Origin of the sequence: Rathayibacter sp. AY1F2 (assembly GCF_002930885.1) — a bacterium.
Taxonomy (GTDB): Bacteria; Actinomycetota; Actinomycetes; order Actinomycetales; family Microbacteriaceae; genus Rathayibacter.
In genome coordinates this window covers 47946-58935 of sequence record NZ_PSVG01000021.1, presented here as the reverse complement: position 1 = coordinate 58935, position 10990 = coordinate 47946, and the positions used below count along the sequence as shown (strand labels likewise).

Sequence of the window (10990 nt, the reverse complement as noted above, 5' to 3'; positions counted from 1 at the left end):
GTTTACAAGTCAGCATGTCGCGGTCGGGAGGTGGGGGAGGGCCGGCGGTGCCGACCCGTGAGGGGCCGGCCCCTCACCCTCCCCGGTGTTCCGCGGGGCGGGGTGCGCTTCGCGCACATCGCCTGCGGCGACCGGGAGCCGCTGCGCGGCGCTGCTTCGAGGTTTTTTGTTCCTCTCCGCGGTACAAACCTATTTCGCTCCAGCGGCTACGTGCCACCTATTCCGAACGCGGTCGCTGCGCTCCCTTATTTCGTTCGGAATAGGCGTCACTCCGCCGCCTCCACTCAAACGGTTCTTCCCGCCGGAGAGGCACAAAAAAACGATCAGACAAGACGAAAGCCCCGTAGTTGATCTAGAACCACGGGACCCGTCGCGTCGATCCTCGCACAGGGAGAATCGCCATGACCAGCACGACCACCGCCCGCAAGACCGCCGCCAAGAAGCGCGCACCGCGGACCACGCCGGAGGAGCGCCGCGAGCAGGCCGCCGCGCTGCACGAGAGCATCGCCGAGCAGGTCGAGGCGCTGCGCGACTCCGACCAGTGGCGCCGGTTCCTCTCGTTCGCGTCCTCGTTCCACCGCTACAGCCTGGGCAACCTGCTGCTGATCCTCGCTCAGCGCCCCGACGCCTCCGCCGTCGCCGGGTTCCGCGCGTGGCAGGCCAAGGGCCGCCAGGTACGCAAGGGCGAGAAGGCGATCAAGATTTTCGGCTTCGCTCAGCGGAAGATCGCCGCCGACGAGGAGGCCGAGGAGGGCACCACGACCAGCACCGACGAGACGGGGCAGAAGGTCCAGACGTACTACCCGCTCGTGTCCGTGTTCGCGATCGAGCAGACCGACCTGATGGAGGGCGCCGAGGATCCCCGCGACATCGCGCAGTTGCTCACCGGGGAGCACGATCACGGCGTCATTGCGCCGCTGACGGCCTCTCTCGAGGCCGAGGGGTGGACGGTCGAGCGCCGCCCGCTGCCGCAGGGAACGAACGGCTACGCCGCCCCCGAGGAGCGCACGGTCGTCGTGGATTCCAGCCTGTCGCCGGAGCAGGCCGCAAAGACCCTGATCCACGAGGCCGCGCACGTGCTGATGGGTCACGTCGATGACCTGGAGGAGTACGCGCAGCACCGAGGGCTGATGGAGACGGAAGCCGAGTCCGTCGCGTTCGTCGTCGCCGGGCTCGTCGGATTCGACACCAGCGCCTACAGCGTCGGCTACGTCGCGACGTGGAGCGACTGCAAGGCCGACACGATCCGCGAGACGGCCGCGCGGGTACTCACCACCGCGCACCGCATCGCCGCGATCCTCGACGCCGACGACGACGAGAGCGACGACGAGAGCTGAGAGGCGGCGGGCCGGCCTTCGGGCCGGCCCGTGAGGGGCGACCCCCTCACACTCCCCGACATTCCCCGTTCCGGGGAGCGCGAGCTGCACTCGCGCAGCGGTGACGGAGCACCGCCGGTAGGAGGCCGCTACGCGGCCCGTTTCCCCGTTTTCTTCACCTCTCCGCGGTCTCAACCTATTTCGCTCCACCGGCTACGTGCCACCGCTATCGGACGCGCCCTGCGGGCTTATTTCGCCCGATAGCGGCGTCACTGCGCCGCCTCCACTCAAACGGTTCTTCCCGCCGGAGAGGCAAAGAAAAACGATCAGCCAGAGGGAGACACACCATGACTCAGCAGCGCGGCACCCGTACCGAGGTCATCACGAGCGAGTACCACGGACCCGGGACGGAGGGCATCAGCCGGACCGCCCGTCAGGTGGTCATCGTCGGCGCCGGTGGCCGCGACCCGGTGACCGAGCAGACCCCTGCCGTGCACCTGGTCACCCGCAGCGGAGCGGTCGCCGGGGTGACGCTGCAGCACTTCGAGCCCGTCGAGCCCGTGGGGGAGGGCCGGATCGGCTACATGGCTTCCGGCGCCTACGTCGTCGTTCCGGTCGACGTCGCGCGAGCGCTCGACCTGTTCCCGGCCGCGTACGCGCTGCACGACCGCAGCGAGACGCCCGCCGACTACCGCGACAACGACTGAACCCCCGAGACGAGAAGGAGACAGAGCATGCTCACCATCACCCACACCCCCGAGGCCGGAACCCTCATCGAGGGCACCAGCCGCGGGGACGGCACCGCCGAGATCCTGAAGGCGTCCGGCTGGCGCTGGGGTCGCTCCATCGGCGCCTGGTACGTCCCGCAGTCCCGGGACCGCCTGCCGAAGTGGTGGACCATCAACCGCGCCGCGACCGCCCTGCGCGACGCCGGACACGAGGTCACCATCGAGGCCGAAGAGACGTTCCGCCCGACTGCCGAGGCGGAGGCGGCGACCATCGAGCGTCAGGCGGCCCGCGTCGACGCGCTCGACGCGAAGGCCGACCGGCGAGCAGCGGATGCCGACACCGCCGACGCGGCCGCGCGCCGCGCGTTCGATCGGCTCCCGGAGGGTGGCGAGCCGATCAAGATCGGCCACCACTCCGAGACGCGGCACCGTAACGCGATCGTGAAGGCCCACAACGCGATGGGTCGCAGCGTCGAGGCCGACCGCGAGGCCACCCGCGCCCGCGCCCGCGCCGACGTCGCCGCCCACACCACCGAATCCCGCTACGCGCCGGGAATGGTTGCCCGCCGGATCGACCGGCTCGATACCGACATTCGCGGCTACACGCGGAAGATCGAGGGCAGCTCGCACAACTTCGGCGGCGGCTACATCGAGACGACCGCCCCCGCCACCGGCGACCGACTCGACCGGCTGCACGCCGAGCGCGCGCAGCTCGAAGATCAGCGCGACTACTGGTCGGAGGTCCGCGAGGCGCAGGCCGCCGCCGGACAGGTCACGATCTACAGCCGCGAGACGATCGCCAAGGGCGACGCGATCAAGCACAAGCACGGGTGGAGCGTCGTGACCCGCGGAAACCCCAAGACCGTGACCGTCGCGCTGGACTGGAACGCCGGGACGCGCCCCTACTCCGTCGCCTACGCCGACGTGCAAGGACACCGCACCGCCGCGGAACTCGGCGCGGCCCGCGAGGCTGTCGCGGAGACGGCCGCGGCGAGCTGAGCGGGCGAGGGCCGGCCTCCGGGCCGGCCCGTGAGGGGCGACCCCCTCACACTCCCCGGCATCCCCGTTCCGGGGGCGCGAGCTCCGCCCGCGCAGCGGTGACGGAGCACCGCCGAGGGGAGGCCGCTACGCGGCCCGATTCCCCGTTTTCTTCACCTCTCCGCGGTTCAAACCTATTTCGCTCCACCGGCTCCGCGCCACCCATTCCGGACGCGGTCGCTGCGCTCCCTTATTTCGCCCGGAATGGGCGTCACTCCGCCGCCTCCACTCAAACGGTTCTTCCCGCCGGAGAGGCAAAGAAAAACGATCAGCCAGAGGGAGCACCCACACCATGCAGACCGCCACCGAATTGCAGACCACGGCTAAGACCTATCTCACGCTCGCGAACACCCGCGCGGTGAGCATCCGCGTCGTGGGCACCGACCCCAGGACGACGCCCTCCGTGCTCGTCACCCGCCGCAAGTCCGGTGTCTGGGAGGCGTGGCACTCCGACGAGCTGCACGGCATCACCAGCGGCTCGTTCCGCCACTGCGTCACCCACGCTCGCCGCGCAGCGATCCGCCGCGTCGCCCCGTTCATGAGCCGCTGAGAGGACCACACCATGACCCCCACCGACACCGGCCGCGCCACGGCCGAACAGCTCGCCCTCATCCTCGACACCCGCCGCGCCGAGTCCGACGACGACGCGACCGCCGCGGACGCCGAGATCCTCGCGCACATCCGCAACACGCTCACCCTGCCCGGAGAAGGGGCCCCCGGCGGATTCCCGGTCACCGACGACGGCACCGCCTACGCCGCCGCGCTGATCGCGTTCCTCACCCCCGCCGAGAAGCAGGACACCGGCGCGGCCCTGGCCGCTTTCCTCACCCCGACCCCGGAGACGCTGGACGAGCGCGCGGCACGCATCGAGTCGAACCGGCGGGTGGATGAGGGGTGGCAGGCGCTCTCCCCGGCGGAGCAGGCCGCGCAGATCGCGGCCGTCGAGCGGACGGAGAACCCCGGCGGGCCGTGCGACTGCGCCAACTGCTACGAGCCCGCCGACCGGTAGCCGCGCGGTGCGGGCCGGCCTTCCGGGCCGGCCCGTGAGGGGCGACCCCCTCACACTCCCCGGCATCCCCGTTCCGGGGGCGCGAGCTCCGCCCGCGCAGCGGTGACGGAGCACCGCCGAAGGGAAGCCGCTACGCGGCCCGTTTCCCCGTTTTCTTCACCTCTCCGCGGTTTCAATCTATCTCGCTCCGTCTGCTACGTGCCGAGCATTTCGGACGCGGGCGCAAGCGCCCTTATTTCGCCCGAAATGCTCGGCACTCCGCCGACTCCACTCAATTGATTTCATCCCGCCGGAGAGGCAAAGAAAAACGATCAGGAAGACGACAAAAGCCCCGTAGTTGATCTAGAACCACGGGACCCGTCGCCTCAATGATCGCACATTGATTGAGGAGAAACCATCGTGAACACCACCGCAACCGGGACCATCGAGCACATCGACCCGACCGCCCTCGTGATCGAGCAGAACGTCCGCACCAGCGCCCCGCTGACCAAGGAGTTCATCGACTCCATCCGTCAGAGCGGGATCCTGTCGCCTGTGCTCGGACGCCGCGACGAGCACGGCAACGTCATCGTCCGCGCGGGGCAGCGCCGGACCCTCGCGAGCCGTGAAATCGGCCTCGCGACGATCCCTGTCTACGTCGTGGAGGGCGACGACAAGACCGCCGAGCGGATCGTGCAGCAGATCATCGAGAACGACCAGCGCGCCGAACTCACCACCGCCGACCGCACCGCCGCGTGGGCGCAGCTGTCGTTCGAGGGCCTGTCGGCCGCGAGCATCGCCAAGCGCACCGGCACCAAGGCCGCGACCGTGAAAGCGGGACTGGCGGTCGAGGAGTCCGCAGTCGCGCGGACCGCGCTGCACGAGCACGAGCTGACCCTGGACCAGGCCGCGATCATCCTCGAATTTGAGGACGACGAGGAAGCCCGCGCCGACCTCATCACCGTCGCCACCACCAACCCGAGCCAGTTCACCCACACCGCAGAGCGCCACCGCAAGGCGCGCGCCCGCCACATCGCCGTCCTCGTGGAGGAGGCGAACCAGGAGGCCGCAGGCTTCACCCTCCTCACCCGCGATCAGGTCGACGGCGAGGGCAGCGCGTGGGTCGTCATCGACCCGCTGCGCACGGAGGACGGCAAGCGCGTCACCGTCGAGCACATCGCGACCATCGAGCCGCGGGGCGTCCTCGTGAGCACCATCTACGACGGCAACACCCACGTCTCCTACGCGATCCAGGACCCCGCCGCCCACGGATTCAGCTACGCCTACAACGCGCCCGCCGCACCCGAGACGGAGGAAGAGAAGGCCGCGAAGTCCGCCGAGCGCCGCATCCTCCTCGCGAACAACCGCGCCTGGATCGCCGCCGAGACGGTGCGCCGCGACTGGATCGCGACGCTCCTGTCCCGGAAGACCCTCCCGAAGGACGCCGAGCGCGTCATCGCCCTGGGACTGACCGCGCACCGCTCGTCGGTGTCGGGCGGGATGGGCAACGGCAACGCGCTCGCTCACACCCTCCTCGGCGTCACCCAGCCCTCCGGCTACCACGCCGACGCGCTGGCCCCGCTGGTCGAGGCGAACCCCGCGAAGGCCCGCCTGGTCGCGCTGGCCGTCGTCCTCGCAGGGCAGGAGGCGAACACGAGCAAAGAGTCCTGGCGCCGCGGCGACGCCCGCGCCGCCGCTCACTTCCGCCAGCTCGCGGCCTGGGGTTACGCGCTCTCCCCGGTCGAGCAGGTCGTCACCGGCGACACCACCGCCGCCGACGCCGCGGCCCTGAACTAGCCCGCTCCGCGGGGACCGGCAGCCGCCGGTCCCCGCCCTCCTCCCTCGACTCTGCAGAAAGGCCCACCATGACTACCACCACGACCCCCGCCCCCGACGTCGATGAGTGGGGACACACCCCCGCGCTGCGCGCCGCGCAAGTGTTCGTCAACGTCGCCGCCGAGTCTGGCGACACCCGCGCCCTTCACGTCGCCGTGCGCGTCCTGCTCACCGCCGCCGCTCACCACGCCTGGCCCACCGCCACGGCCCTCGTCTTCAAGCGCGAGACGGTCGGCACGTTCGCCGGATTCTGGGCGCTCTGGCGTGTCACCGACTCCGGACACCGCGTGCTGCGGGAGTGGGAGGACGAGCCCGACGAGATGAGCGACGAGAGCGACGAGGAGCGCGTCGCGCTCGACCTCATCACCAACAGCCACGAGACACAGGACTACGCCGACACCTTCGGACCCCTCAGCGAGGGCGTGGCGGTCGGATACCACCTCTACATGCTCTGAGCGTGCGTGCGGGCCGACCCGGAACGGGCCGGCCCGCACGAGGGGGAGAGCCCCCTCGACCCCCCGTCACGCGCGTGGAACGGCCACCCGCGCTCGAGCGGTGGTCAGCGGCGGGGACGCGCCTTGTGCGTCTTCCCCGCCCGGATGTTCCGGTTCTCGATCACACCGACGACGGCCAGCCCGATCGCGACTGCGACGAGGAGCACCCAGCCGAGGACGTTGAACCACTGGCCGGCGAACGCCGCGAACGTCTGCTCGCCCGCGATGCTGGCGAACATCAGCGACAGGCCGAACCAGACCATGCCGTTGCTGACCAGCGCGGCACGAGCCAGGGGAGTGCGGGGATTCGCCATGCCCTCACCCTCGCAGTTGAGGCTGGGACTGACCCCGATGGAGTGCCGCCGAGCAGCGGGACCAGGGCGACTTGCTTACTTGATGACAAGTAGACAAGTCAGTTCGCCGGCTGCCCGTCGCCGTCCCGGCGCCGTCGAGCTCGACGCAGCTTCGGGAAGCCGTTCAGCGCCTCGAACGTGATGATCGAGCGGGTCAGAGTCTCTGTCCCCAGCCGCTCATAGGCCCGTCGAGTGATCGGCCGGTTTCGGCAGAAGGTGTCGTGAAACCACGCCCGCGGGAGGTACCCCTCCGAGTAGAGGTCGTGGAAGTAGGTCGCGATCGCTTCTTTCAGCAGCAGGTCCGACCACAGCTCCGCCGTAGCCGGCGGCAGGCGGAAGAACCTCACAGCGGCGATCACACGCCGCGCCACCGCCGACACGCTCGCCACCGTCAACGCGAGGAAGAAGAGTCCGAGGAACCAGTGCTGCCCGTCGTTGCCGTTCGCGAAGATGGCCCAGGTCAGCAGGCCAGGGAACGCGACACCGACCAGCGCGTAAGGAATCGCGGTAAGTAGCGATCGGCGCTCCGCTGTGCGCAGCGCCGTCGCCGCGTGGCCGGCCTCGCCCAACTCGCCTCCGAGCGTCGGGCAGCGCGTCGTCACCGTGAACGAATCCGGGACGGGCGTCCCGTGCAAGTGCTTCGCGTTCAGAGCGCGATGCAAGGCGACGTCGCGCAGCTCGTTGTCATCGGCGCCGGTGAGATACCCCTCTGGCACCGCGTACTGATGCGCGGCGAACGCCAGCAGCTCGTGCGACGGCTCGACGCGCTCGTCGCCGTCCCCGAAGATCGAGGCGGCGGGAGAGTAGTGGATCATCTTCCCGCCGCGCGAGAACACCGACCGAGCGACCGCCGAGCGCACGCGCTGGCGATCGCTGCCGTCCGCGTTCGCTGTGATCAGGCCGCCCAGGCGTCCCCACGGTCCGCGATACAGGGCCGACATCTCCCGCACGACACTCACCGGCACTCCTCCCGTCCGACGCTCATCCGAGCGTCAACGGTAACGCCGCCCTAGTGGGCGTCGTCGTACGCCTTCTGGACCTCAGCAGAGATGCGGCCACGCTCGGAGACGTTGCGGCCGTTCTTCGCCGCCCACTCCCGGATCGCCTTCAACCGCTCCGGGTCACTCTTCCCGCGCGAAGGAGCCGAGGAGCCGGCGTTGCCGTCACGCCGCACGCGGCGGCCGGCATCGACGTACTTCTCGAACACGCGGCGCAGCTCGGCGGTGTTCTCTGCCGACAGATCGATTTCGTAGTTCGCGCCGTCAATCGAGAACGTGACGGTTCCACCGTCACCCTCGATCGGAGAGCCGTCCAGGTCATCGATAAGAGTGAGCTTCTGCGCCATCAGGGTTTCTCCAAGCAGGTAAAGGTAGTCGCCTCATGTCTAGCAGTCACGCATTCCCTATTGCCGTTGCCCCCACGCGCCGTTCCAGTACTCGGCGTTTTCGCTGAGTGTGCGGAGTACCTCATCGGGCGCTGCCGAAGCTGGCCAGAATTGAAGAAGGTACCGATCGACCACCCCCTCCGCGAACTCGTCAGCATTCCCGGCGTCACGGCCCTGAGCGCTCACCCGCACGCGATAGCTGCCCGCCGGCAGAGCGAGGTCTCCGCCCGACATGCCGCCCCACCCTTCCCACCGGACGGCATCACCGTCCTGGAACGCGGCCGACACCTCGACAACATCGTCCCAATCACTCGGCGCCGGCTCCCGCTCCCACAGCTCGACCCGCACCCCAGAACCACCCGACCGTCGCGCCATCACGACATGCACAACGCCCGGAACGGCCGCAGCGACCCAGCCGTTGACCTGACCGGCGAAGAACCGGTCCGCGTCCCCGTCCCACATGCCTGTCTGCGTCACCGTGAACTGCCCGTAGTCGGTCATCACAACTGCGTCCATCAGCACCAACACCACGGACGCACTCTAACCAGCACCGGTGCAGCGCGGCCCGCGCGATCCTGGCCGACGTCGAACGCCAGCTCGACGCCAACAGCGGCGCCCGCCGCGACCGCTGGCAGCCCGCCAGTGATCGCGCCCGAGGAGCCTACGGAGAAAGGATCGCGGCGCCGGCGGCTGCGCCGCCACCGCATCGGGCGCGCTCGGGGTCAGCGTGATGCGCAGCTCCCGCGCCGACTCATCCGGCGTCGACGTCGACCACTCGGCCGGATCGTGACCGTCCGGGACGACGTAGCCGCCACAGTCGACCACGGCGCCCTCCCGGTCGACCGTGACGCTCTGCACCAGCAGAGTGCCGGAGTCGTCGTACGGACTTCGCCCTTCGAGGACGTGGGTCGCGTCGATCCGGAGGCTCTTCGACCAGGAGAGCCGGCCGACGACGCCGGCCGGTGACGACGCCCACCATTGAGTGCCGTTCCACTCCACCCGCAGCTCGTCTCCGACCCGCACCGCCCCCACATGCTCAGTGACCGTCGAGTGGTACAGGCTCGACAGCATCGGGGTCCCGCGGTCCGCAAGAGTCTGGGAGCGCGCCCCTGCGATCCCGAACCGGCGATCACCGTTCTTGTGCATGGACCCGAGCTGCGGGTGACCGTCAGCCGCGGCCGGCGCATCCGTCGACGGGTCGAGAGTCATCCGCCTAGCCTCCCGCTACGGGAGGGAGCGGATCGAGCAGATGCGGTCCGTTGTTACGGACGCTGTTCACGTCGCGGGACACCTCGTAGTGCTCGAGGTCGTGCGCGACCGCGTACGACTCCCGGTCGAGCAGCTGCATCAGAGCGTCGACGTCGAGGTGTCCGCCGAGCCAGTCGTCGTACCCGTCCGGCGTGATGCATGCCGGCATCCGGTCGTGGACCTCACCCGGCGCTACATGCGAGTCGCGGGTGATGATCGCCGTCGACAGGCGCCACTTCTCCGGATCGTCCTCCGCCTTCGACGGATCCGGCCACGCCGACACGATGCCCGCCATCGCGAGGGCCGCGTCGGGCTCGTAGATGAAGTGCGGCTGCTTCCCCGTCTCCGTGACCGTCCACTCGTAGTAGCCGGCCGCCGGGATCAGCACCCGCGACGTCGCGAACGCCTTCCGGAACATGGGCGAGCTCGCGACCGTCTCGATCCGCGCGTTGATCGGCTGCGGCCGCTGCTTCTTGAAGTCCTTCGCCCAAACCGGCACGAACCCCCAGTGCACGGTCGGCGCCGACCGCTCCCCGTCGCGCTCACGCACGACGGTCACTGGCGACGTCGGCGCCACGTTGAAGTTCGGCCGCATTCCGGCGAAGCCGCCCGTGAAGAGGTCCGGGAGCAAGCCCTCGGTGTTGTCCTTAACGACGAAACGACCGCACATGCGCCTAGCTTACGGACGGCGCCGCCCGTACTGGGGTCGACGGTGCGAGGCCAGTCAGCGCATCGAGGCACGCGGAGTAAGGAACACCTGGCCCTCACTGTTGACCTTGATGCTCATCGGACTCCGCACACTGAAACCACGACTGGTGGGTCACCCGAAGCTTTGTCGACAGTGTTCTGTGTGAATCGTAGCGATTGCCCAGGTGCGTAGACCGTTACGCCCGCATCACTTCGAGTCTGAGGGTTTTTTACTTTCTCCAAGTCTGGTCACCAAGGGGGGATTTGGCACACAGTTCCCAGAGATTGTTCTGTAAAAGCCAGGCGGGCAAGGCTCGGTGGACTTTGGCATCATTCCTCAACAATCATAACTTTTAGCGGACTAGGTTCGGTTAACGCATCGTTGATATTAAACAAGATTGCTATTCCGAAGGCCAAAACCAAGACAATAAAGCCAACGATCGTTAGCCAGGAGCGTTCTGAAACAACTTTCGCACTAGCTTCGTTTGCCTCAATTTCCTTACGCAGAATAGTTTCCAATAGATCAACAGGAGTGTAAGAGGTAGCATTGTCTAGGTAATTTTGAGTGGGGACGGCGTGGCCTTTGTCCGGTACTAAGGCCCAAATCCCTAGGGCAACCGCAACTCCAAAACCGAGCAATGGAATCCACATAAGATCTGTTGATAGGGTGCTTGCAGTTCCAACTAAACCGGCAGCGCCGACTAAAACTCCCGCGCGCGTCTGAGTTGCCGAAGATCGGGCGGAGGTCAAATCTCGCTCGCGTCGCGTCGCGTCGATCAGCATGCCCAATTGTTTTTCTAGCGCATCGGAATTGCTGCTGTGCCAAGTCAAGCCAGGACCTCCATTAACTTCGTGATTGGTGCCATCAAGCCGTTCTGCTGTCCTGCTGTGATCCCAATGACGCTGTACGCGCCTTCA

At 68.2% G+C, this 10990-nt stretch carries 14 protein-coding genes; 7 read left to right on the top strand and 7 right to left on the bottom strand.

The features are described from left to right. The first annotated feature begins 401 nt into the window (after positions 1 to 401). The 7 genes from C5C54_RS14460 (at position 402) to C5C54_RS14425 (ending at position 6361) form a co-directional block, all read left to right on the top strand. The gene (locus C5C54_RS14460) at positions 402 to 1337 is read left to right on the top strand and encodes an ArdC-like ssDNA-binding domain-containing protein (RefSeq protein WP_104227119.1); all 936 of its coding nucleotides are present in this window, start codon (positions 402 to 404) and stop codon (positions 1335 to 1337) included. 326 nt (positions 1338 to 1663) lie between these two features. Next, positions 1664 to 2023, top strand: a complete 360-nt coding sequence (locus C5C54_RS14455; protein ID WP_104288633.1) for a hypothetical protein — start codon at positions 1664 to 1666, stop codon at positions 2021 to 2023. 27 nt (positions 2024 to 2050) lie between these two features. Then, the gene (locus C5C54_RS14450) at positions 2051 to 3043 is read left to right on the top strand and encodes a DUF3560 domain-containing protein (protein WP_104227121.1); all 993 of its coding nucleotides are present in this window, start codon (positions 2051 to 2053) and stop codon (positions 3041 to 3043) included. A gap of 331 nt (positions 3044 to 3374) precedes the next feature. After that, positions 3375 to 3632, top strand: a complete 258-nt coding sequence (locus C5C54_RS14445) for a hypothetical protein (protein WP_104227122.1) — start codon at positions 3375 to 3377, stop codon at positions 3630 to 3632. 12 nt (positions 3633 to 3644) lie between these two features. Further along, positions 3645 to 4091 (top strand): hypothetical protein, encoded by a 447-nt coding sequence (locus C5C54_RS14440; RefSeq protein WP_104227123.1) that lies wholly within the window; start codon positions 3645 to 3647, stop codon positions 4089 to 4091. A gap of 399 nt (positions 4092 to 4490) precedes the next feature. Then, positions 4491 to 5867, top strand: a complete 1377-nt coding sequence (locus tag C5C54_RS14435; RefSeq protein WP_181072906.1) for a ParB/RepB/Spo0J family partition protein — start codon at positions 4491 to 4493, stop codon at positions 5865 to 5867. A gap of 68 nt (positions 5868 to 5935) precedes the next feature. After that, positions 5936 to 6361: a hypothetical protein gene (locus C5C54_RS14425; protein ID WP_146078855.1), complete on the top strand. Its 426-nt coding sequence runs from the start codon at positions 5936 to 5938 to the stop codon at positions 6359 to 6361. Positions 6362 to 6465: 104 nt separating this feature from the next. Here the strand turns inward: C5C54_RS14425 and C5C54_RS14420 are convergent, their stop codons facing one another. The 7 genes from C5C54_RS14420 to C5C54_RS17685 all read right to left on the bottom strand — a co-directional run bounded on the left by C5C54_RS14420 (position 6466) and on the right by C5C54_RS17685 (position 10855). Further along, positions 6466 to 6714 (bottom strand): hypothetical protein, encoded by a 249-nt coding sequence (locus tag C5C54_RS14420; protein WP_104227071.1) that lies wholly within the window; start codon positions 6712 to 6714, stop codon positions 6466 to 6468. A gap of 98 nt (positions 6715 to 6812) precedes the next feature. Continuing rightward, on the bottom strand, positions 6813 to 7712 hold the full coding sequence (locus C5C54_RS18040; RefSeq protein ID WP_104227072.1) for a hypothetical protein: 900 nt from the start codon (positions 7710 to 7712) through the stop codon (positions 6813 to 6815). Between the two features lie 50 nt (positions 7713 to 7762). Continuing rightward, entirely contained in the window at positions 7763 to 8098 is a 336-nt protein-coding gene (locus tag C5C54_RS14410; RefSeq protein WP_104227073.1) for an Lsr2 family protein, read from the bottom strand. A gap of 57 nt (positions 8099 to 8155) precedes the next feature. Continuing rightward, positions 8156 to 8668 carry a hypothetical protein gene (locus C5C54_RS14405; protein ID WP_104227074.1) on the bottom strand — a complete coding sequence of 171 codons (513 nt, stop codon included), beginning with the start codon at positions 8666 to 8668 and terminating at the stop codon, positions 8156 to 8158. Positions 8669 to 8677: 9 nt separating this feature from the next. Beyond that, positions 8678 to 9346 carry a hypothetical protein gene (locus C5C54_RS14400; RefSeq protein WP_104227075.1) on the bottom strand — a complete coding sequence of 223 codons (669 nt, stop codon included), beginning with the start codon at positions 9344 to 9346 and terminating at the stop codon, positions 8678 to 8680. 4 nt (positions 9347 to 9350) lie between these two features. Beyond that, on the bottom strand, positions 9351 to 10055 hold the full coding sequence (locus tag C5C54_RS14395) for an SOS response-associated peptidase (protein WP_104227076.1): 705 nt from the start codon (positions 10053 to 10055) through the stop codon (positions 9351 to 9353). 347 nt (positions 10056 to 10402) lie between these two features. Next, positions 10403 to 10855: a hypothetical protein gene (locus C5C54_RS17685; protein WP_146078853.1), complete on the bottom strand. Its 453-nt coding sequence runs from the start codon at positions 10853 to 10855 to the stop codon at positions 10403 to 10405. Positions 10856 to 10990: the final 135 nt, after the last annotated feature.

Bases quoted from the DNA above. Each gene is read 5' to 3' on its own strand.
- C5C54_RS14460 (WP_104227119.1), top strand. From the start codon at position 402: ATGACCAGCACGACCACCGCCCGCAAGACCGCCGCCAAGAAGCGCGCA.
- C5C54_RS14455 (WP_104288633.1), top strand. From the start codon at position 1,664: ATGACTCAGCAGCGCGGCACCCGTACCGAGGTCATCACGAGCGAGTAC.
- C5C54_RS14450 (WP_104227121.1), top strand. From the start codon at position 2,051: ATGCTCACCATCACCCACACCCCCGAGGCCGGAACCCTCATCGAGGGC.
- C5C54_RS14445 (WP_104227122.1), top strand. From the start codon at position 3,375: ATGCAGACCGCCACCGAATTGCAGACCACGGCTAAGACCTATCTCACG.
- C5C54_RS14440 (WP_104227123.1), top strand. From the start codon at position 3,645: ATGACCCCCACCGACACCGGCCGCGCCACGGCCGAACAGCTCGCCCTC.
- C5C54_RS14425 (WP_146078855.1), top strand. From the start codon at position 5,936: ATGACTACCACCACGACCCCCGCCCCCGACGTCGATGAGTGGGGACAC.
- C5C54_RS14420 (WP_104227071.1), bottom strand. From the start codon at position 6,714: ATGGCGAATCCCCGCACTCCCCTGGCTCGTGCCGCGCTGGTCAGCAAC.
- C5C54_RS14410 (WP_104227073.1), bottom strand. From the start codon at position 8,098: ATGGCGCAGAAGCTCACTCTTATCGATGACCTGGACGGCTCTCCGATC.
- C5C54_RS14400 (WP_104227075.1), bottom strand. From the start codon at position 9,346: ATGACTCTCGACCCGTCGACGGATGCGCCGGCCGCGGCTGACGGTCAC.
- C5C54_RS14395 (WP_104227076.1), bottom strand. From the start codon at position 10,055: ATGTGCGGTCGTTTCGTCGTTAAGGACAACACCGAGGGCTTGCTCCCG.
- C5C54_RS17685 (WP_146078853.1), bottom strand. From the start codon at position 10,855: ATGCTGATCGACGCGACGCGACGCGAGCGAGATTTGACCTCCGCCCGA.